Here is a 20,848-nt window from a genome sequence, read left to right on the forward strand (position 1 = left end):
TCCTTTGGGTGTAGCGCCTCTCAGACGGGAGAAGCTGTGAGTTAATGTTTTTGAAAATAACTTTGCGGCCAAAATCGCCCACTATGAACGGACATGAGACTACACGGAAAAAGGATCGAAGTGAAATCTATTTTTAAATATAAAAACCAGGCTAAATGAACGTTGGCGGAACTTAGTAACAATTCATTTTCAAGCAATTCACGAGGCGCCGTTTGATGCGTATTTAGCTGCGCCCAACCCGGAAAGCCGCCCGTAGACCGCCCCGGATACCAATCCGGCTCCATTCGGATAATCGAAGAAAAAGATCCCGCCCACCAATTCTCCGGCGGCAAAAAGACCCGGAATGATATTGTTCTCTGTATTGAGGACTTGGCCCTTGGTATTCACTCGGACCCCTCCAAAGGTGAATGTGATTCCCGAGGTGACGGAAAATCCCCAATAAGGGGGCTCATCGATGGGAAGGGCCCAATTAGATTTAGGGGGGTGAATTCCTTGGGTGGCTTTGCCGTCTTTTATGTCGGTGTTGAATTCACCTGGCAGGACTGCAGCGTTGAACGATTGAACCGTATCTACAAATCCTTCGACATCGATTTCGAGATTTTTTGCAAGCTCCTCAAGGGTGTTCGCCTCGACCATCGTTGCCTTACGGCTGCGATAGGCATCGCCTAGTAAATCGATAGTTTTCCTATCGAATATCTGGAACGCCGTACGCATGGACTGCGCCATAATCTGCTTGCCATATTTTGAGTTAGTGTAGTTTTGGAAATCAGAGCCCTCATCAAAAAAACGATTGCCCATGGCGTTCACCACGATACCTATGGGGTAACCATTTCTCTGGTAGGGTTCAGGCGCCGAAATATTTCCGTGCGGTGGTGCATTCAAATCCCATGACACCGCACTGCACCCGCTCCAGTGGCCGTAGGGCTGAACCCCGATCTCCATGGCCATACCAAGGCCATCACCGGTGTTGTATGGGGTGCCCCGTACCTTGGCAAGATCCCAGCCTGGCCCCAGATAGCGGCACCGCATTTCGGGATTGGCCTCGAAACCACCAGAGGCAAGCACTACCGAGGGGGCATGAATTTCGTAAGGCCCATCTTCTCCATGCACCTCGACGCCTGAGATTGCCCCATTGGTATCCCTAAGGAGGCGAGTCGCCTTGGAGGCATACCTAATTTCAACGCCCTCATCGATTGCCCGGTCCAAAAGGTAATCCACAAGACCACGGCCACCACCAACGACCTCCAGAAACAAACCGCCTTTGAAGCGTCGCTTGCCGCCTTTACTCGAAGCGCTTTGGCCTTTCGTAAGAATCATCCGAACGCCCTTGGTGCGCATCCACTTCAAAGTTGAAAAAGAGTTTTCGATAAGCGTAGAGGCCAATTCACCATCAGTTTGGAATTCAGTTAGTCGCGCCAGGTCGTCGAAAAAATTTTCATGTGTGTAGGGTATGACCTCCATACCCGCTTTTTCAGAATCGGAGAGATCAGGCACCAGTTCATAAATGTCTTTGACGTCATTGAAAGCGAATCGAAGATTCCCCCCGGAAAAAGCAGAGTTGCCGCCCCGCCAGGCCTCGGGAGATTTTTCGAGTACAACTACATTGGCGCCATTTTCACGGGCACTCAGAGCGGCGCACAATGCCGCGTTGCCACAACCTACGACGACCACATCTACGCGCCTGTTCTCGCTTAACATTCGCTATCCTTAATCGCAATAAAAGACTTTTCTAATCTTCTCGGCCAGATGAAATTTATCTTGTCCGGTTTCTGTGTCAGCAGATTTATTTAGGGCAGAGGCCGCCCGTAAAGGGCAGGCGCAAAAAAACACAAAAACCGGGGCACGTAAAACCTTCGCATGGTATGGAAAAACAGCAATTGTGAATCAGTGAATTTTATGTGGTGACGCTGACAGCTGTGCCCCGCGAGACTTCGACTTCGGGGTAATCGTCTTCTGTGCGGGTGGGTTGCTTGGGATCGGCCTTGGGAGGTGCCTTGGTTTTGCCCATTTGGGAGAGAAGAGACATAGCGCGTTGGCTGGCCACACCAAGCTCTGAGACTTGCTCGATGACCTGAAACTGCGCCTCGGGCACAGGTGGCGGCTTCTCGAGCCTGTTCCGCAAATGAACCGGCAAAACGGATGCGATGGCTTCTATCACTTGCTACATCTCCCCCGGAAGTTGTGGCGTACTACCTATGACCACGAGGAGATTTTAGCATATGGGCCGCATTAACTAAACGGAGACATAGCGAATATTTTACGAAAAATCAGGCTAAAATGTCGAGATTTCCGCCGCGAGGACCTTCGTTTTGGACTATGGCCGGTTTTTCGGGGGCTGACGTGGCCTGAAAAGCACGCCGGGCGAAGATTCTGGCCACATCGTTCTCGACAGAGCTCGGGCCCTCTGATGGGCGGGCTTTGAGTACTTGCTCTCCGGCCTGGACTTTTGGGCGATTTGCGATGGTCTGGGGCTGAGTGGCGAGCCTCGAGATCATCACGTCCATGCGGGTTTCCACCATTTCTATGTCTCCCCTAAGCTTCGATTAGCAAAATACCTGACGCAGCAGGCATGTGCGCACATGCTTGCTCTCTGATAGGTAGAGCAGGATCGATGCCAAACGGGAAAGAGAAATAACTGTAATATTATCAATCAGTTAAGATTTTAACATGGGGCCTATGAGCGCCATGTGGCACTCAAAGCGCAGGGATCCCTGACGCTCGGCGATGGGCTCCTTGACGCCCCAGCCCAGGCTGACCGGCTCGGGCCTGACGCACGGCGAGATTTGCCGCCGTGGGCGTAGGAGCTAGGCATTATCGAGATATTCGCCCTAGATTCCAGAGACGCCACGACACAACATGCACTTCCTATTCGAGGAGATGAGGCCGACTAGCACTCTTCGTGCTACAATCCCGCCGCTCATACCACTACACTAGGATCTGGCGTATACGAATGCCTCCCCGGTGGCTCGCATAATAAGGTCCTATCATGGCTCCTCCAATTAAATTCGGAATCAGCTGGGGTTTGCACCCTGAAATAATTTCCCCACCCGAGATGGTACTTTCAATCGCCGAAACAGTTGAAAACCTCGGGTTTGATTCGCTCTGGATGGGAGATCATATCGCTTTTCATGGCGGCCACTTCACCGAGTGTCTGACAACGCTAGCGGCCTTTGCGGCGCGCACCACTCGCCTTACTATTGGCACCTCGGTTTACCTCCTTCCCCTGAGAACGCCAGGTGTAGCTGCAAAATGTGCTGCTACAGTGGATTATCTCTCCGGTGGAGGACGGTTTGTCTTCGGAATCGGTGTTGGAGGCGAAGGCAAGGAAGAATTTGATCTTTGTGGGGTGCCTGTAAACGAACGTGGCGCTCGAACTGACGAAGCCATCGAAATTATTCGAAAACTATGGACCGGCGAGAAGGTAAGCCATGATGGGCGATTTTGGTCCTTCGGGGAAACTAGTCAGAGCCCACCACCCCTTACTTCAGGTGGACCGCCCATTTGGATAGGTGGCCGGAGTGACGCGGCCCGAAAACGCGCCGCCCTCCTCGGGGACGGCTGGGTCTCCTACCTATTCACGGCAAAACGCTTCGCCAAGGGCATCGCCCAGGTACGCCAGTGGGCCGAAGAGGCCGGGCGGGCGCTCGACATCGAGGGCGGCGGCTGGACAGCGGCGCACCATGCCTTTATTTATTTGGATGACGACGAAGCCCGCGCCCTGCGGACGGGGACGGAGTACCTCACCCGACGCTATAACATGAACTTCGAGGACATCGCCGAAAAATACTTAATCCACGGCCCGCCCGGGCGCTGCGCCGAGCAGCTCGCCGAGTTTGTCGAGGCCGGAGCGTCGCACTTTATCCTCAGGACGGTGGGCGAGCCCGAGACCGACCTGGAGCAGATGACCCGGCTGGCCGAGGAGGTCGTCCCGAAGGTGAAAGAGTAAACATGGAAAACGAAACGATGAGCATGGAAGATGCCGAAACAAAAAAAGGCGGCGGCCTCAAGTGGCCGATCTGCACATTATTGATCGTCCTCGCGCTCGGCTCGTTGATCTACTACGGCTATACGCAGTTCCAGGCCGAGCAGGCTATGATCGCAGCCAGAAGGTCCACCGCACAAGCACCCCCCGCCGGGGCCGTGGGCCAACCGCCTGCCGGCGCATATCGCGGCGGGCTCCCCTTCTTCCTCATCGCGGGTTTCGGCGGCGTCATGGCGACCATCCTCGGCGGCATCCTTTATCTCTGGTGGTCGCTCAAGGACTGGGAGGGCGGCAGACGCTACGGAGACGAGGAGCCGCCCGATCTTGCCTCCAACAATCATCCCGGTGAAGCCACCCATAAAACTGCCGCCAAAACCACTGAATGAACGCCTTGACTTGAACATGCCCCGCGAACCACGAAAACCAAAACTCCGCATTCGACCAAAGTGAGCTTCAGCATAATTACTAGACCAACGAGTGCCCTCTGGCCCAAAGGTAGGAAAAGGGAGGTGGGCGGGAGCGATCAGGTTAAGACCGGCGGCATCATTTTCGAGAGCAGATTATCCCAACGGAGGGATTTCAAGTCCACGAGCGGGCGAATATCTCGATCTGTCCGGGGCGTCAAAGAGCCCACGGCGCTGACCGAGGAGCCACCCAGCGGGGGCGGGGCATATCGTTTGAGTGCAACATGTCGCACATAACCCCCACCGCGAACATCAACCTATTGATTACAAATAGATTATGGAAACAACTCCATTCGCCGCCGATCACGCATTCTCCACAGCGGTGCACATAAGAAGGGGCTCTGCTAACATGAACTTTCGAGGTAACAGCTCACAATCCCCAGACCACAATATATAGTGCCTGGACAGGAGCACGCACACAAAATGTCCAACCAGAAAAAACTTCCCCTCGAAGGCATCAAAGTTCTCGACATCGGCACACTTTTCGCCGGCCCCTGGGTTGCCACCTACATGGCCGACTTCGGGGCCGAGGTTATCAAAGTCGAGCACCCCAAGGGCGATTCAATCCGAAATTTCGCACCCCACAAGGACGGCGTTTCGCTATGGTGGAAACTCGCCGGACGCGGCAAAAAATCACTCACCTGCGATCTCTCAAAACCCGCGGGCCAGGAAATCCTAAAAAAACTCTGCACTGATGCAGATGTACTCGTCGAGAATTTCCGCCCCGGCACAATTGAAAAATGGGGTCTCGGCTGGTCAGCACTTCACGAAATAAATCCCAAGCTCATCCTCGCGCGAACCAGCGGCTTCGGCCAGGAAGGCCCCTACGCCAAGCGGCCCGGTTTTGGCACCCTCGCCGAGGCCATGAGCGGTTTTGCGCATATCACAGGCTCGCCCGATGGACCGCCAACCCTTCCCGCCTTCGCCCTCGCCGACGGCATCAGCGCCATGTGCAGCACCTACGGCGTCATGATGGCGCTCTATCACCGAGACATGCATGACGCCCTCGGCCAAGAGATCGACACCGCCATCTACGAGCCAATGACCACCATCCTCGGGCCCCAATCGCTCATGTACGACCACATGGGCACCATTCAAACCCGCACCGGAAATTCAATCCCCTTCGTCGCCCCGCGCAACACCTACCGGTGCAAAGACGGCCGCTATGTAGTTCTCTCCGCCAGCGCCGAGAGTATTTTCAAACGAATCATGCAGGCCATCGGTCGAGATGACCTCGCCGTCGATCCACGCATGCAAACCCAAGAAGGCCGCGTCACCCACACCGCCGAACTCGACAACGCTATCCAAGAATGGATCGGGGCTCACACCCTCAACGATACCGTCACCCATTTTCAAGAATTCGAAGGCGCCCTTGGCCCCGTCTACGACATTGAACAACTTCTTGAAGATCCCCATGTTCAGCACCGGGGGACCTTCGTCGAGCTTGAAGACGAAGAACTCGGCTCCGTCCGCATCCAAGGCCCCATACCAAACCTAAAAGAAACGCCCGGAAAAATTCGGTGGCCTGGGCCTCCAAAAGGAAAACACACCGACGAAATACTCAAAACCCTTAACTACACTGATAACGAAATCACCCAACTTCGAGAGGCCAGCGTTATCTAGTGGCCACTTTTATTTTTCACCCGGATTACTTCGCAGATATTGGCAACCATGTCCTTCAGGCAGAAAAGTTTCACAAAACCCACAAATGCCTTCTAAAAACTGGCATCCCCGAAAGCGCGTTTGCACAGCCCGACGAGGCGCCGGATAAAGATATTCTTCTGGTTCACACTCCCGAGTACCTGGCCGATATGCGCTCAGGCCAACACACCGCCCGCACCCTTCCCAGTGAGCTTCCCCTATCGCCTGAAATTGTTCGGTGGTGCCTCCTCTCCGTCGGCGGAACCACACTTGCCGCCCGCGAAGCAATGGCCCACGGCTTTGCATTAAACCTATCCGGCGGATTTCACCACGCTTTTCCCGATTGCGCCGAAGGGTTTTGCTATATGAACGATCTTGCCGTGGCGGTGCGCACCCTCCAAAACGAGGGAGCCGTTTCACGCGCCGCCATAATCGACTGCGATCTTCATCAGGGAAACGGAACGGCTTCAATTTTTCGCAAAGATGAATCCGTATTTACATTTTCCATTCACCAGGAAAACATCTACCCACCCAAAAAGAGAAGCTCCCTCGATATCGGCCTTGCCGATCTAACGGATGACGCTGCTTACATGAAAAAGATTCAGGACAACATTCCTCAAATCCTCGATAAACACCGCCCCGAAATTGTCATTTATCAGGCAGGCGCCGACCCCTACATGGACGATCAGCTCGGAACGCTAAAACTCTCCAAAAAGGGCCTACGCCAGCGAGACGACCTCATCCTCGCCGAATGTCGAAAAAGAGCTATTCCCGTGGCTGGAACGCTGGGTGGTGGCTACGCTCGCAATTCCGAGGATACCGTCGATATCCACGTCCAAACTGCTTTTGCGTTTTGGGAGGCCCTAAAAAGGGCGGGTGAGATTGCAGAATAACGACCCATAACGCTACGATGCGAAATAGTTGAAGACTTTCGTACGTCATTTTTAAGCTAATTATATATTCTTTCAATTACCTAAGGCGTCTCACGGGATAGCCTGCCGGAGAGACACCAACATGACATCAGCCCCACAACCCCCCGCGGCTCCCCGTTTGTACTACGGCTGGATAATTGTTGGGCTGGGCTTCGTAGTCCTCGCCTTTCAGGTTGTCTACCGATTCTCTTTCGCAGTGTTTCAGGTTCCCTTCATCCAAGAATTTGGCTGGAGCCGAGGCGTTCTCGGCGGCGCCTTTTCACTCTCTCTTTTAACTTACGCAGTGGCGTCCCCCTATGTAGGCTCTTTACTCGAAAGAAAGGGCCCTCGCGCCATCATGCCAATAGGCTGTCTATTGGTGGCGCTTGCCGCTTTTGGCGGATATTTTATCAGCGCCATCTGGCATGTTTACATCTTGATCGGCTGCGTGGGCGGCCTCGGTTTGGCGATGAATGGATTCGCCACCAACACGGCCATCATGCCCCGCTGGTTCGTCCACAAGAGAGGTCGCGCAACCGGTATCGTCCTGTCTGGAATTGGAATTGGAATCCTGGCTCTCGTTCCGATGATCGAGAGAATGATAGACATGTGGGGCTGGCGTCTCGCTTATGTTGGCTACGGCGCCATCGTGCTTCTTGTTATCACGCCCGCCAGCTACTTCATTCTTCGCGATAGACCAGAGGACGTGGGACAGGAGCGAGACGGGTTGCCTTCCCGCCCGGATGAACAAACGGGCCCAGAAACGGCTCCATCTGACGAGCCCGTCATCGACAAAAGTGTTCGCAGTGTATTTCTTACCCTAAAAGGCGATTATCGATTCTGGTCAATAATGTTTCTTTACTTCGCCATCGGATTCAACAACAACACCATCATGAGCCAGGTCCATCTATATTTCGTGGACATCGGTTTCACGACTGCCGCATCGGCTCTCGTCCTCGGAGCAGTTGGGTTCTTAAGGACCGCCGGAAGCATATCGGGTGGATGGATAGGCGACTTGATCGGCCGCGGAAGAGGAGCGGCCATCGCGGCTGTTGTGGTAAACGCGGGTCTGATTTTACTTCTGTTAATTCCAGCGATGGGCGGCGGGCTTGTTCCCGCCTACACTTTCGCGATTGTCTACGGCATCGGGATCGGCGCAATGAGCGCCTGCGGCTCGGCTCTTGGTGGGGATATCTTCGAGGGCCCGACCTACGGCGTGATCGTTGGCTTCACAGAAATATGCTACGGCCTGGGCGGGGTCGTTGGGCCGCCCCTGGCGGGATTTTTCTTCGACTACACCCAAAGTTATTCGGTGCCGTTCTCGCTTATTATCGTCATTCTGTTCATCTCCATCATCGCATCCCTAACACTGCAAAAGAGCCTAGATAACGCGAAAACGAAGACGGCCAGCTAACTTACTTAAGCCGCTCCGGGTATTTTTTAGTTTTAAAATTTTCACCGGCCATCTTTAACATTCCCTCTAACGCTGCAGCCTGCTTCGTCTCTTTTAACCTATTCTCGATCGAGCCCCGAACCTCAGCAAATGTCATTTGCCCTGATTCATCTTTTTGAGATGTTTTAACTAGATGCCAGCCAAATTCACTTTTCACTGCACCACTATGTGCCCCCGCCTTCAGAGAAAAAGCGGTTTTTTCGATAATTTCAGGAAGGCCTGTTTTCAGGTGGTGGCCTTTGGTCATCTCTCCGAGGCTCCCTCCAGTTTGTCTTTCGGGAGCGAGAGAATATTTTTTCGCCAACTCGGCAAAGTCAGCGCCTTTATTTAATTTTTCTAAAAGATCTTTGGCTTCTTTCTCGGTTGTCACCATGAGATGCGATGCTGTCACCTTGCCAATTTTCAGATAATCTTTCTTGTTGTTGTCGTATACCGCCCTGAGCTCTTTCTCGTTTGGTTTATTTTTTTCTTGTAGTTCCTCAACTGCAAGCCGAACAATGATTTCCCGCTTTGCACGGGCTATAAATTTTTTGACGGCCTTTCTTTTTTCAAAACCTTGCGTTTTTGCGTGTTTATAAATCAAAAGGCGGCTAACGAGGCCATCCAAAATATCTCCTTTTTGAAGCTTCGCTGCCACCTGCACATTGGCAGGAAGGGCAGCGATAAATACATTTAAATCCTCGAGAGTAATCTTGCTATTGCCGACGGTGGCCACTACGACCTCTCCGGGAGCCGCTGACTTTTTTTCCGCCGCAAAAACTGCGCCCAGAGAACCAACAAATAACGCACTCACAAAAGCGCACAAAATTCGTCGATAAACACGCATAAAATACTCCTTATTTTTAAAGGGCCGATGAGATGCCAGCCGCTACTATTTATTTGACCTATTCAATACAACACTAATTTTTTAAAAAACTTCCCATTAATCCGGCGAGGGAAAGTTAATTTTCCATCCGTTTGGGCCCAATTAACAGAACACATTCACCTTTTACGTTTTTCCCATTTGTTTTGTTGGCAAGCTCAGAGGCTGTTCCGCGCAAAAACTCTTCATGGAGCTTGGTAATTTCCCGCGCAAGAACTAGCGGCCTGCTAGGAGTGCGATTCGATATCTCCTCGATAAGACGAACAACTCTGTGGGGAGATTCATAAAGAACCACCGTGCGATCCTCTTCTAGTAACTCATCGACCCGGCGCCACCTTTTCTCCCCTTTTTGGGGCAAAAAACCCTCATAGACAAACCGATCAGTAGGCAGGCCGGACGCCACGAGAGCGGCCACCACTGCCGAGGGGCCCGGCACGGGATAAACGGTGACGCCTCGATCCACTGCCGCCCGAACCACCCGATAGGCGGGATCGGAAATGCCGGGCGTTCCTGCATCAGAGACTACCGCGATGCGCTCGCCCGCCTCGGCTTTTTCTGCAAGCTGCTCGGCACGAGCCGATTCATTGTGTTCGTGATAGCTGAGAAGCGATTTTTTGATGGATAGACGCGCGAGAAGCTGGCCCGTTCTGCGGGTATCCTCGCAGGCGACCACATCGCAATCCTCTAGAACGCGTCGCTGGCGCTCCGAAATATCCTCAAGGTTTCCAATGGGAGTGGATACAAGATATATGCCGGGGGGAAATTTATCTGGCTCGCGGGCCATCGCTCTTTCCCTCCAGGGACTGCGCAAAAATGACGGGTGTATTTCAGGGGATCATACCCCTAAGCGAGAACGCCCTCTTCTCGAAGATGGCGAATTTCCTCATCGCTTTTGCCAAGCTCTTTAATCACTTCATCGGTGTGCTGGCCCAGGGTTGGCGAGGGCCTGCGGACGATGCCGGGGGTCTCGGAGAACTTGGGCGGAAAACCGAGCACACGGGTTTTACCGGCAGCGGGATGTGACACATCGACAGCCATTTCTCGGGCCTTTATCTGCGGATGATCAAACGTCTCGGCCATGTCGAGTATCGGGCCGCAAGGCACACGCTCGGCCTCTAATCGCTCAATCCAGGCATCGCGAGCATCTGTCTCAAAAACGCTATCCAACTCTTCTGCCAGCTTGAGATAATGGCTCCCGCGATCTTTGTCGGTCTTGTACTCATCCCGTTCAAGCAAATCCTCGCGTCCAATGGCTTTGCAGGTGCGCTCCCAGTTCGACTGATTGGCGGCGCCGAGCGCGATGTAGCCGTCCGTGCACTTGAAGGCCTGATAGGGGGCTGCCAATTCATGGGCCGAACCACGAGGCGTTGGGACCTCGCCCGAGGGAAAAAATTGCGAGGCTTGCCAGAAGGTATAGCCCAGGCCTGCATCTACGAGTGAGGTGTCGATGCGCTGGCCCTTGCCGGTTTTTAGCTTGTAAATATAGGCGGACAGAATTGACATGGCCGTGTAAATGCCCGCATTCAGATCGCATACCGGAATCGGTATCTTGACGGGCGGGCGACCAGGCTCGCCGGTAAAACTCATCAGGCTTGCGAGGCCCTGCGCCACCAGATCAAACCCACCCTTGTCCCTGAAAGGACCCGTTTGGCCATAACCCGAAATCGAGGCGTAGATAAGACCGGGGTTCAGTGCGTGGAGATCTTCATAGCCGAGCCCCAGGCGATCCATCGTTCCCGGCCGAAAATTTTCAATCAGCGCATCGGCGCCTGTGGCTAATTCGCGGAGAAGGGCAAGGCCTTTTTCATCCTTAAGGTTAATGGCGAGGCTTCTCTTGTTGCGGTTCAGGTTCATAAAGCCGTGACCCTCGCCACCGTCGAAGTGACGGCCCATGTGGCGAGCATCATCCCCGCCAGCGAGTTTCTCAACTTTAATGACGTCGGCCCCCATGTCGCCCAGAAGGGCGCCACAAAAAGGCCCCGCCATAATCTGACACACTTCCAGGACGCGAACGCCCTCAAGCGCACCGTCCATGCCTGGGTTCATCGGAGGCTTATCTCCCTTTGAAGCGGGGCGAGCGTTTGTTAAGGAAGGCATCAACGCCCTCCCTAAAGTCCTCGGTGTCGAATCCGGCAAACTGCTTAGAGATATCCTCCTCGGAAAGCGAGGCAAGGGCCGGATCGCGAAGAATGGTTTTCACAAATTCTTTATGCCACTTCTGTGTGAGAGGAGCGAGGGAGGCGATGCGCTCGGCCGTCTCCATCACCGTTTTCTCTACTTCCTCATCGGACACCACACGGGCCAAAAATCCCGCGCCAAGCATCTCCTCGGCCGAATAAAGCCGGGCCGTGAGCAACATGTCCATCGTGCGGGCAGGGCCAATGATATGAACAAAGCGCCTCAGTTCCGAATACCCGGCCACAAGACCCAGCTTCGCCACCGGCACGCCGAAACGGCTAGATTCACCCGCGATTCGAATGTCAGTCGCAGCGGCCAATTCAGCGCCACCACCAACACAAGCCCCTCTTATCATCGCCACAGTGGGCTTGGAGAACGCCTCAACGGCATCGAGGCCGGGCAAAAATTGCGCAGAATACTCTCGCGCCTGGGCAGAATTCGAGCGCTCCTCGGCAAAGCGCGAAATATCAGCACCCGCCGAAAAGGCGCGCTCTCCCGCCCCCCGAAACACGAGGACGCGAATCGCATCATCTCCGTCAAGCTCGGGCACAAGCCGCGCCAGCGCGGCCCACATTTCAAGCTCAATCGAGTTCATTTTATCTGGATGATTAAGCGTAATGGAGGCTATCGCCCCCTCGCGACGAACAAGGAGTTTTCCACCTGCGAATTTTTCTTCTGCGGCACTCAAGGCATGTCTCCGCTAGTCATTTTGCGCGTCCTGAAATTCCTCAAGCCAGGCCATTTGAATCGCCTCAAGCTTTCCTTCTGTGGATTTTTTCGGATCGTCCTCGAAATTCTCAAGATCAAGAACCCTTTGATGCAGATCCGTGAAGCGGACCTGAAGCGGATCGATGGTGGGATGATTCTCAGATAGCGCAATGCCAATGTCCTCGGCATCGTCCCATGAAAACTTTTCCAAAATCCGGTCCCCTTATTTTTTTAGTGGCTCTCTCGGGCGGCGTCGGGGCCTTCCTGGACCAGGTTCACGTTCCAGAACGGAATCTCAACCGTGATCACCTGGCCCGTCTCTTCTTGAAGTACGCACTGGCAAGCCAGGCGACTGCTAAGATCCACGTCCCGAGCGTTGTCGAGTTGGTCCTCTTCCTCCTCCTCGGCCTCCGGAAATAGATCAAAACCTTCGCGAACCTTGATGTGGCAAGTAGAGCAGGCGCATACGCCGCCACAGGCGTGATCAAGATCAAACCCATTATCGAGAGCAACTTCCAGGATATTCTGTCCCACCCCGATATCAAACGTTTTGTCTTCGTCTATAAAATGCAATTTTGCCATAATACCCCTCATCCCTTAACGCCACTTGTGACGTTTTAATCGCTCATCGCCTCTGTAAGCCGTTTATTAGCCAATGCCTCCTTGAGAACATTGTCCATCATCCGCTCGGCCAACGGATGGGTCACCTCATTCAATGCATCAATTTTGTCGCGGATGACCTGATGATCGTCCCCATCCATGACTTTTTCCAGCTCGGATAACGCTTGCTTAATAACGTTCCTCTCCTCATCTCCGACCTTATCTTCCCCATAATCCCGGAGCGCACGCATTGTCGCCGCCATCACGCTCTCTGCCTCCGTTCGAGCCTCAAGAACCTGGCGTGCATGTATATCAGCCTCGGCATGCTCAAACGATTCAAGCAACATTTTTTCCACCTGCTCATCCGTCAAGCCGTAGGAAGGCTGAACTTCCACCGACGCCGCTTTGCCGCTTCGCAGATCTCTTGCGGTTACGCTTAGTATGCCATTGGCGTCTATCAAAAAAGACACTTCGATTCGGGCCATCCCCGCCGGTGCCGGATCGATGCCAAGAACAAATTTGGCCAACGAGCGATTATCTTTAATCAACTCTCGCTCGCCCTGAAGGACATGAATATCCACGCCGGTCTGGTTGTCTTTAAAGGTGGTGAACACCTCACGCTGGCTCGTCGGAATTGTTGTATTTCGCGGGATGATCCAACTCATCGCCCCGCCCATCGTCTCGATACCCAAGGAAAGGGGCGTAACATCAAGAAGAAGCATGTCGGTGCGCCCGCCCGAAAGAATGTCAGCCTGCACCGCAGCGCCCAACGCCACCACCTCGTCCGGGTTCAACTCTGATTTTGCCTCTTTCCCAAAAAACTCCGTGACCATGCGCCCGATAAGCGGCATCCGTGTTGAGCCGCCCACGAGAACCACTTCATCCACTTCACTCGTAGCCAGTCCGGCATCTTTGAGCGCCCGCCTGCAGGGACCTATCGTGCGCTCTGCGATGGGCAACGCAATTTTTTCCATTTCCTCTCGGGTAAGTGTTTGACTAAAAGAGAGCGGGCTCTCACCAGAGCATTCCACCACGACTTCCGTTTTCTCATTGTCCGTCAAATCCTGTTTTGCATTTTCTGCCGCCAGAACAAACAAACCAACGATTTCGGGATTTTCCTTAACGCCATTTTCAACCCCGGATTTTTCAATTAAATAATCCGCCAATGCACGGTCGATATCGTCACCACCGAGGCGGGTGTCGCCACCGGTTGCAAGCACCTCGAAAACCCCGTCCTTCACCTTCAGGATAGAGATATCGAACGTGCCGCCGCCCAGGTCATATACAGCAATAATTCCCCGGTTTCGCTCGTGCAGGCCATAGGCCAGAGAAGCCGCTGTCGGCTCATTCACGATACGGAGGACATCGAGACCTGCAAGGCGACCCGCATCTTTGGTCGCCTGACGTTGAGCGTCGTTGAAATACGCAGGCACCGTAATAACGGCTCGCTGCACACGGTGGCCAATCGATTTTTCTGCACGGGATTTCAGTTCACGTAAAATAATTGCGCTGATTTCGGGTGCGCCGTAGGTGCGCCCTCTGGCTTTTACAAAAACCGCTTCGGTCTGGCTCGAATCAAACTCATAGGGCAGGTGGCGGCGCTCGGCCTCAATGTCGTTGTACCCGCGACCCATAAATCTCTTGATGGAATAAATTGTATTTCGAATATTGTCTGTACGATCAGACCTGGCTTTATCGCCCACCAAAACCCGATCGGATCGAAAACTCACAACAGAGGGCACGATAGAGCGCTCTGCCTCTGGGGATACAACCACGGGACTGCCGTCCTTCATGACGGCAACTAGACTGTTCGTCGTACCTAGATCTATGCCTATTATATCGCTCATCAAGCCTCTTCCAGTGCCCGATCTACATTCCGAAGAATATTTTCTATATAATTTCGAAGCCCCAAAACCGAGCGCAGTTTATCGATAACTTCCGAAGGAGGCTCTTCGCCAGCGTCCACGGCCTCGTCCCAGCGACCACCTAGCTTATCCAACGCAGCGCGCTGACCAGAGCGTTGGGCCTCAAAACATTCTTTTGCCGCCATCAGGTTGGCGCGAAGCCCCTCGGCCTCCTCTCCGCCGTTTTCGCAGCACTTATAGTCGGCGGCGGCCTCTTGGGCCATAAAAATATCTTCAAGCAACTCCACCGGCGGGCTCGAATCGTTCTCTTCAAGCTTCCCGCTTTCTAGCTCAACAAGATAAACCGCTCTTTGGATGGGATCTTTGAGTGTTTTGTATGCCGCGTTAAGACGAGCCGAAGCGTCTAGGCTGAGAATGCGCTTCGAGGCAGGGGCGTTCATAAAAAAGTCAGGGTGGAGTTTGCGGCTGTATTCAAAAAAAGTTGATTCGAGAACAGCCTCATTGATATTCATTTTTTTAGGCAATTCTAAAAACGCAAAATGATCAACGCTAGCGGGGACGGGTTGGATTTCCCCGTCTTCATCGAAAACAGAAAAGAGCTTTTTATTTTTTGTGCTCGTTCGATTCATCGCGCTTGATTCAAACACCGCCCTGGGGTGGGTTTGCCTGATATTCAGTTACAAGAAAAAACGCGTCACGCCCACCCGCAAGCAAATAGGAGGGGCGAGGCGCGTTTTTAATGCCGCCCGCTAAAGAGAAAAACTTTCTCCGCAACCACAAGCCTGCCTTGCATTGGGATTCTTGAAGGTAAACCCCTTGCCCGACAAGCCATCCTCGTAGTCGAGGGTCGTTCCCGCCAAATAAAGCATGCTCTTTTTATCCACAACAATTCGGACACCGTCTTTTTCAATGACCTGATCCATCATGTTGATGGTAGCGGCATCCTCGAACTGAAGAACATAAGAAAGACCCGAGCAACCACCGCCGCGAACACCAACCCTGACAATGTTATTGGGTTTGTTTTCGCTTTCCATGAACCTTTTAACGTTGGCGATTGCCTTTTCGGTAACTTCAATTGTCATTTTCTTTTCGGCAAGTTCCATGGTCTTTGTCCTTTAATCAATAGCCGACTGACTAAAAATTACCACGCCTTGAATTAAGACCGCTAGCTACTTTCCAGACCACCAGCATTAACCTAAACGGCAGACTGGGCATCCCCGACAGTCGGCATGCCTTTTTTGGTGCGGTAATCGTTCAGCGCTGATTTAATGGCATCCTCGGCTAGGACCGAACAGTGAATTTTGACCGGAGGAAGGTTCAGCTCCTCGACGATTTGCGTGTTCTTGATCTCTTGCGCCTCATCCACGGTCTTGCCTTTTAGCCACTCAGTAGCCAAAGAGCTTGAAGCAATGGCACTGCCGCAGCCGAAGGTTTTAAATTTCGCATCTTCAATAACGCCGTCCCCGTTCACCTTCACCTGAAGCTTCATCACGTCGCCGCACTCCGGGGCCCCCACGACGCCAGTGCCCACTTCAGTATCGTTTTTATCCATAGAGCCCACATTACGTGGGTTATTGTAATGATCGACCACCTTGTCGCTGTAAGCCATTTCTTTATCTCTCCTTAATTTTTTATCGAGAAGCTGCCTCGATATTCATTTTAGTAAAAGTAGTTCTTAAATTGCTTGTCGATTAATGGTGCGCCCATTCCACTTTTGAGAGATCGACGCCTTCTTTGACCATCTCGTAGAGCGGGCTCATTTCGCGCATACGGTTTACGACTTCGACCGTTTTTTCGGCCACGAAGTCCACTTCCTCTTGTGTGGTGAAACGGCCCAGGCCGTAGCGAATCGACGAATGCGCTAATTCGTCTCCTCGGCCCATTGCTTTGAGTACATAGCTCGGCTCCAGGCTGGCTGAGGTGCAGGCCGAACCGGAGGAAACCGCCACGTCCTTGAGGCCCATAATGAGCGACTCGCCCTCGACATACGGAAAACTGATGTTGAGGTTGCCGGGAATCCGCTGGGTTTCGTGGCCGTTTACGTAAACTTCATCGAGGCTTTCCATGAGCGTCGACTTAAATTTATCGCGCATATTCGAGAGGCGCAGACCCTCCTCGACCATCTCCTCCTGGCAGAGCTGGGCCGCCTTGCCGAAACCGACGATGCCGCTGACGTTCAGCGTTCCTGAGCGCATACCGCGCTCATGGCCGCCGCCGTCAATAATGGCGGCGAGGCGAACGCGGGGCTTTCTGCGACGCACATAAAGCGCGCCGACACCCTTGGGCCCGTAAATCTTGTGTGCGGACATGGACATCAGATCAATAAAGTCATCGTTTACATCGACAGGGACTTTGCCGAAGCTCTGGGTGCCGTCGGTATGGAAGAGCACCTTTCTTGAGCGGCAAAGCTGGCCGATTTCGCGGATCGGGTTAAGGACGCCGATCTCGTTGTTGGCGGACATGATGGAGACGAGGATAGTCTCGTCGGTCATAGCCTCCTCCACCATCTTTGCGGTGGTCATGCCGTCTTCACGGGGCGTGAGGTAGGTCACATCAAAACCCCATGTCTCAAGACGCTTGGCCGAATCGATGATGGCCTTGTGCTCGATCATCGAGGTGATGATGTGCTTGCCCTTCGTCTTGTACATCTCGGCGACGCCTTTGAGTGCCATGTTGTCGGACTCGGTGGCGCCGCTTGTGAATACTATCTCGCGCGGGTCTGCGCCAATAACATTTGCGATTCGCTCGCGACCATCGTCAACAGCTTTTTCTGCGTCCCAGCCATAGCTGTGGTTGCGGCTCGCGGCATTGCCAAATGTGTCGGTGAAATAAGGGATCATCTCCTCGAGCACACGCGGATCCAGCGGCGTCGTCGCCTGGTAGTCCATGTAGATTGGAAACTTAAGGCTCATCTAATTTCTCCTACGGATAAATCGGACATATCCAGAACAGTCATCTGCTTCAAAAGCTCGACAACTCTCTGCTGGATACGCTCCATTGGTCTAAGTAGAGGACAACTCTCAAGCTGATCACAAACCGAGGCCTCTGCAACCTGGCAGTTTGCCATGGCGACGTGTCCCTCTATCGCCTGTATGACTTCATGCACAGAAATACTCTCCGGGCTTCGGGAGAGGACATAGCCTCCTTTGGGCCCGTTTTTTGATTCAACAATATCGTTTTTCGCCAGTAGCTGAAGGGTTTTGGCCAAAAGCTCAGGGGGAATTCCATACTGCGCGGCGATGGCTTTGGCGTTCGTTGCCTCGCCATCCTCCTGAGCCGCCAGATGGGAGAGGGCGATAAGTCCGTAATCCGTTCTCTTTGAAAATGTAATCATCGCCAAATCCACCCAAAAATAGGGGGCGCCGATCAATCCATGCGCCCCATTAGAATGCCACCTATTGCCGACCCATTCAGTCGCCGATAAGTTCTGTCGTGTATATAGGCCAGCAACCTGGCTTTGTCAACGGAAAAACCAAGGAAAATCAAAGAAAAAGGATTATTTTGACCTCTTTTGGCAGCGTCACCTGACACCAGGACAAGCCAAAAGTAGACACAAACCCACTGCCGGATCGTTTCAGGAGGAGAAAACAAATTAATTGTTTATTATCAACAACTTACAATTACAAATTGCGCCTCAGAACCCTCCCTGGACAAACCTCAGCCGCGTGAACAAATCCAAAAAACCCACATTACCTATTTACTATCAATAAGTTATATGGATTTTATGGAAATTATCGGTTTTTTGTCCTGGCCAGCGTCCATTTTCCCTTTTTTATCTGAATCAGAACAAGAGAATTGGGTTTGAGGCCATTATGATCGGTCTCGCTAAACCGATAGGTACCTGTCAGGCCAACAAATGGAGATGAGACCTCAATTTTCCTGCGTACTTTTCCCCTGCTCGCATTAGCGCCTTTAAGCGATTCGGCAATCAACCGAAAAGCATCCGCCGCATACCCAGCCAACCCATCTGGCGTCTGGCCGAAACGGCTTAAAAAACTAGCGCGAAACTCATGCGCTTCTCGCCAATCGGTCGCCGTTTTCGAAAATAGATGGACAGCGAACAATCTTGGAACAGGAAATATCAACCCTTCAGTCGAGCGACTCGAACTTCCATTGCCGTAGCGCCTCGAAACCATTGTCGAAAGATATACGGGTATCCTTAGATCGAGCGCCTGCCGGGCACGCGCAAGCGCCAGACGCGAGGCACCATTGCTCCAGTGAAGAAATACCTGCGCTCCTCGCAGATTCGCCTTTTTAAGGAAGGGAAGAAAATTATGTTCCTTGTCTGAAAATTTATGGTTTAAAAAAATCGAAAGACCCGCTTCGGGGGCCAAGGCACTGAGCGCCTCTCGGCCTTCTCTGCCCATAGCATCATCCGAGGACAATATAGCAATTTTATTAAAACCCCTGGAGCGGACATGAAAATAAGAGAGGCTCACCGCAGTCGTTGCCCGATGAGCCGTCGAAAACACCCACCTTTTCAAGGGTTCAAAAATTTCCTCGGGCGCCGATAGCGCAACAAGAGGAATGCGCTTTTCTTCTGCCTTTTGGGCCGCAGCAAGCGCCTCCCCCCTTCCGCCAGGACCTACGACAGCCACGGCGCCAAACTCATCTGCCAGCCTTTCCACTGCCTTGGCAGCAACCAGGGCCTTTCCTTCCGAATCAATCGTCACGAGGTGCACTCGCGCTACTGACGAATCTTTATTCTCATTAAACCGGGTTTCCTCTAAAAGCAGCGCGTCGCGCGCATGGCGTCCACGCGCCGCCCCCGGACCCGTAAGATCCAAGACCGCCCCAACCACAACCCTTTTCTCGGGCTTTTCCTGGACATACCCAAACCTCGGGAAGGCGAGGCCAGCCAGCAAAAGCGACGCCGCCAGTGTCGTTGTCCATCGAATCCAGTAGCCGTTTTTTTTACATTTCATGCCGTACAAAACCCCTAAACATCTCTACATCCTATAAAATCCCAATCAACTCACATTAAAGATTATAGACTCTCGTTAATATCCGCTACTTTGAAGACATGTCAAATCAACGCAGGCCAAAAAAACAAACGTCGCTCTCCTCGACCCTCACACCCGTCGTGCGGAGACAGATTCGCGCAAAACTTCTCAAATGGTACGACTCGGAAAAAAGGTCTTTTCCTTGGCGCGGCGAAAAAGACCCTTACCGTATCTGGGTTTCCGAGGTCATGCTCCAGCAAACCCGAACCGACACTATCCAGGGGCGATACCCGGCATTCATCTCCCGCTTTCCAACACTCGCCGCCCTTGCCGATGCGCCGCTTGAGGCTGTTCTCACAGAATGGCAAGGACTCGGCTATTACTCGCGCGCCCGAAACCTCCATCGCGCCGCACGGATTCTAGCCGAATCACATGGTGGCAATCTGCCCGAAGACAAAATATCGCTTCAGGCCCTTCCCGGATTCGGCCCCTATATGGCTGGCGCCGTCTCTAGCATCGCTTTTGGAGAACGCTCCCCGGCGGTGGACGGAAACGCCATACGAGTCCTGAGCCGGCTTGTCGATCTTGCCGAGGCCACAGACCACCCGGCAGGAAAGACGATTCTCGATACCGAGGCCGAAATCCTGGTCCCGCCCTCTCGGCCAGGGGATTTCAACCAGGCCATCATGGATCTAAGCGCCGGGGTCTGCCTGCCAAGGGCCCCCCGCTGCCATACATGTCCTATCGCAAAACAATGCGCTGCCGCCCTCAAGGGCACCACCCACCTTCGGCCCGTGAAAACCAAAAAGAAACCACCCCTGGAGGTCACCGTCTTTCAGCTCTGGGCGGAAAACAGAAAAACCATCCGGCTCATTCAACGCGACGAAAATGGCCTGTTCGGAGGAATGTGGGAGTTGCCGAGCCTGATGGTGGAAGGGCGGCCCGATAGCCCGGACCTTAAAGCGCTTGCAAGCCTGCGTCGCGCCACGCTGGGGCCCGGCTGGAAAACGGGAAAAGAGACCACCCGCCTCGTTCGGACCCTCACCCATCGAAAAATTTTATTTATTGTTTACAGAGCCGAGGTAGGCAGCGCCGCGAAAAAATCGCCTGCCAGCGATGATGCCCTATGGGCCAAAGAGGACGACCTCGCCGCCCTACCCATCTCCACCGCACAAAGGGCCGTTATTGATGCTGTGCGGGAAGCAGAGATTGACGGGCAGGGAAAGCTTTTTTAGATAAGA

Annotated in this window: 23 protein-coding genes; 6 read left to right on the plus strand and 17 right to left on the minus strand. The window is 53.2% G+C overall.

Annotated elements, in window-relative coordinates; genetic code table 11:
- Positions 1-198 precede the first annotated feature (198 nt).
- From tcuA to HOJ95_09675, 3 genes are all read right to left on the minus strand, one after another.
- Positions 199-1,698: an FAD-dependent tricarballylate dehydrogenase TcuA gene (tcuA, locus tag HOJ95_09665; GenBank protein MBT6394959.1), complete on the minus strand. Its 1,500-nt coding sequence runs from the start codon at positions 1,696-1,698 to the stop codon at positions 199-201.
- 196 nt (positions 1,699-1,894) lie between these two features.
- Positions 1,895-2,158 carry a hypothetical protein gene (locus HOJ95_09670; protein ID MBT6394960.1) on the minus strand — a complete coding sequence of 88 codons (264 nt, stop codon included), beginning with the start codon at positions 2,156-2,158 and terminating at the stop codon, positions 1,895-1,897.
- Positions 2,159-2,267: 109 nt separating this feature from the next.
- Complete coding sequence (locus HOJ95_09675) at positions 2,268-2,519, minus strand: hypothetical protein (GenBank protein ID MBT6394961.1); 252 nt, start codon at positions 2,517-2,519, stop codon at positions 2,268-2,270.
- Between the two features lie 467 nt (positions 2,520-2,986).
- On the opposite strand from HOJ95_09675, the gene HOJ95_09680 reads away from it, so the two are divergent.
- Both HOJ95_09680 and HOJ95_09685 read left to right on the plus strand, forming a co-directional pair.
- Complete coding sequence (locus HOJ95_09680; protein MBT6394962.1) at positions 2,987-3,946, plus strand: LLM class flavin-dependent oxidoreductase; 960 nt, start codon at positions 2,987-2,989, stop codon at positions 3,944-3,946.
- Positions 3,947-3,948: 2 nt separating this feature from the next.
- Positions 3,949-4,368 carry a hypothetical protein gene (locus HOJ95_09685; GenBank protein MBT6394963.1) on the plus strand — a complete coding sequence of 140 codons (420 nt, stop codon included), beginning with the start codon at positions 3,949-3,951 and terminating at the stop codon, positions 4,366-4,368.
- A gap of 137 nt (positions 4,369-4,505) precedes the next feature.
- On the opposite strand, the gene HOJ95_09690 is transcribed toward HOJ95_09685, so the two are convergent.
- Positions 4,506-4,679: a hypothetical protein gene (locus HOJ95_09690; protein MBT6394964.1), complete on the minus strand. Its 174-nt coding sequence runs from the start codon at positions 4,677-4,679 to the stop codon at positions 4,506-4,508.
- Between the two features lie 190 nt (positions 4,680-4,869).
- Between HOJ95_09690 and HOJ95_09695 the strand changes: the two genes are divergently transcribed.
- The 3 genes from HOJ95_09695 to HOJ95_09705 all read left to right on the plus strand — a co-directional run bounded on the left by HOJ95_09695 (position 4,870) and on the right by HOJ95_09705 (position 8,412).
- On the plus strand, positions 4,870-6,069 hold the full coding sequence (locus HOJ95_09695; protein ID MBT6394965.1) for a CoA transferase: 1,200 nt from the start codon (positions 4,870-4,872) through the stop codon (positions 6,067-6,069).
- Complete coding sequence (locus HOJ95_09700) at positions 6,069-6,980, plus strand: histone deacetylase (protein ID MBT6394966.1); 912 nt, start codon at positions 6,069-6,071, stop codon at positions 6,978-6,980. The genes HOJ95_09695 and HOJ95_09700 overlap by 1 nt, the downstream gene beginning before the upstream one ends.
- A gap of 121 nt (positions 6,981-7,101) precedes the next feature.
- Positions 7,102-8,412 (plus strand): MFS transporter, encoded by a 1,311-nt coding sequence (locus HOJ95_09705; GenBank protein ID MBT6394967.1) that lies wholly within the window; start codon positions 7,102-7,104, stop codon positions 8,410-8,412.
- Between the two features lies 1 nt (position 8,413).
- Here the strand turns inward: HOJ95_09705 and HOJ95_09710 are convergent, their stop codons facing one another.
- The 13 genes from HOJ95_09710 to HOJ95_09770 all read right to left on the minus strand — a co-directional run bounded on the left by HOJ95_09710 (position 8,414) and on the right by HOJ95_09770 (position 19,589).
- Positions 8,414-9,277 carry a hypothetical protein gene (locus tag HOJ95_09710; GenBank protein MBT6394968.1) on the minus strand — a complete coding sequence of 288 codons (864 nt, stop codon included), beginning with the start codon at positions 9,275-9,277 and terminating at the stop codon, positions 8,414-8,416.
- A 115-nt stretch (positions 9,278-9,392) separates the two neighbouring features.
- Entirely contained in the window at positions 9,393-10,097 is a 705-nt protein-coding gene (gene rsmI / locus HOJ95_09715) for a 16S rRNA (cytidine(1402)-2'-O)-methyltransferase (GenBank protein ID MBT6394969.1), read from the minus strand.
- Positions 10,098-10,156: 59 nt separating this feature from the next.
- Entirely contained in the window at positions 10,157-11,359 is a 1,203-nt protein-coding gene (locus tag HOJ95_09720) for a CoA transferase (GenBank protein MBT6394970.1), read from the minus strand.
- A 7-nt stretch (positions 11,360-11,366) separates the two neighbouring features.
- Positions 11,367-12,179: an enoyl-CoA hydratase/isomerase family protein gene (locus HOJ95_09725; GenBank protein MBT6394971.1), complete on the minus strand. Its 813-nt coding sequence runs from the start codon at positions 12,177-12,179 to the stop codon at positions 11,367-11,369.
- Between the two features lie 12 nt (positions 12,180-12,191).
- Entirely contained in the window at positions 12,192-12,413 is a 222-nt protein-coding gene (gene iscX, locus HOJ95_09730; GenBank protein MBT6394972.1) for a Fe-S cluster assembly protein IscX, read from the minus strand.
- A gap of 17 nt (positions 12,414-12,430) precedes the next feature.
- Entirely contained in the window at positions 12,431-12,793 is a 363-nt protein-coding gene (locus HOJ95_09735) for a 2Fe-2S iron-sulfur cluster binding domain-containing protein (protein MBT6394973.1), read from the minus strand.
- Positions 12,794-12,816: 23 nt separating this feature from the next.
- On the minus strand, positions 12,817-14,646 hold the full coding sequence (hscA, locus tag HOJ95_09740; protein ID MBT6394974.1) for a Fe-S protein assembly chaperone HscA: 1,830 nt from the start codon (positions 14,644-14,646) through the stop codon (positions 12,817-12,819).
- Entirely contained in the window at positions 14,646-15,293 is a 648-nt protein-coding gene (gene hscB / locus HOJ95_09745) for a Fe-S protein assembly co-chaperone HscB (GenBank protein MBT6394975.1), read from the minus strand. The genes hscA and hscB overlap by 1 nt, the downstream gene beginning before the upstream one ends.
- A gap of 120 nt (positions 15,294-15,413) precedes the next feature.
- A complete protein-coding gene (locus tag HOJ95_09750) occupies positions 15,414-15,746 on the minus strand; it encodes an iron-sulfur cluster assembly accessory protein (protein ID MBT6394976.1) in 333 nt (110 codons plus the stop codon).
- A 113-nt stretch (positions 15,747-15,859) separates the two neighbouring features.
- A complete protein-coding gene (iscU, locus tag HOJ95_09755) occupies positions 15,860-16,273 on the minus strand; it encodes a Fe-S cluster assembly scaffold IscU (protein ID MBT6394977.1) in 414 nt (137 codons plus the stop codon).
- A gap of 82 nt (positions 16,274-16,355) precedes the next feature.
- Complete coding sequence (locus HOJ95_09760) at positions 16,356-17,576, minus strand: IscS subfamily cysteine desulfurase (protein MBT6394978.1); 1,221 nt, start codon at positions 17,574-17,576, stop codon at positions 16,356-16,358.
- Positions 17,573-18,034, minus strand: coding sequence for an Rrf2 family transcriptional regulator (locus tag HOJ95_09765; protein MBT6394979.1), 462 nt, complete (start codon positions 18,032-18,034; stop codon positions 17,573-17,575). The genes HOJ95_09760 and HOJ95_09765 overlap by 4 nt, the downstream gene beginning before the upstream one ends.
- Before the next feature lie 361 nt (positions 18,035-18,395).
- Positions 18,396-19,589, minus strand: coding sequence for an ABC transporter substrate-binding protein (locus HOJ95_09770; GenBank protein MBT6394980.1), 1,194 nt, complete (start codon positions 19,587-19,589; stop codon positions 18,396-18,398).
- Positions 19,590-19,687: 98 nt separating this feature from the next.
- Here HOJ95_09770 and mutY point away from each other — a divergent pair, with 98 nt between their 5' ends.
- Entirely contained in the window at positions 19,688-20,842 is a 1,155-nt protein-coding gene (gene mutY, locus HOJ95_09775; protein MBT6394981.1) for an A/G-specific adenine glycosylase, read from the plus strand.
- Positions 20,843-20,848: the final 6 nt, after the last annotated feature.

This window comes from Nitrospinaceae bacterium (assembly GCA_018669005.1).
Taxonomy (GTDB): Bacteria; UBA8248; UBA8248; order UBA8248; family UBA8248; genus UBA8248.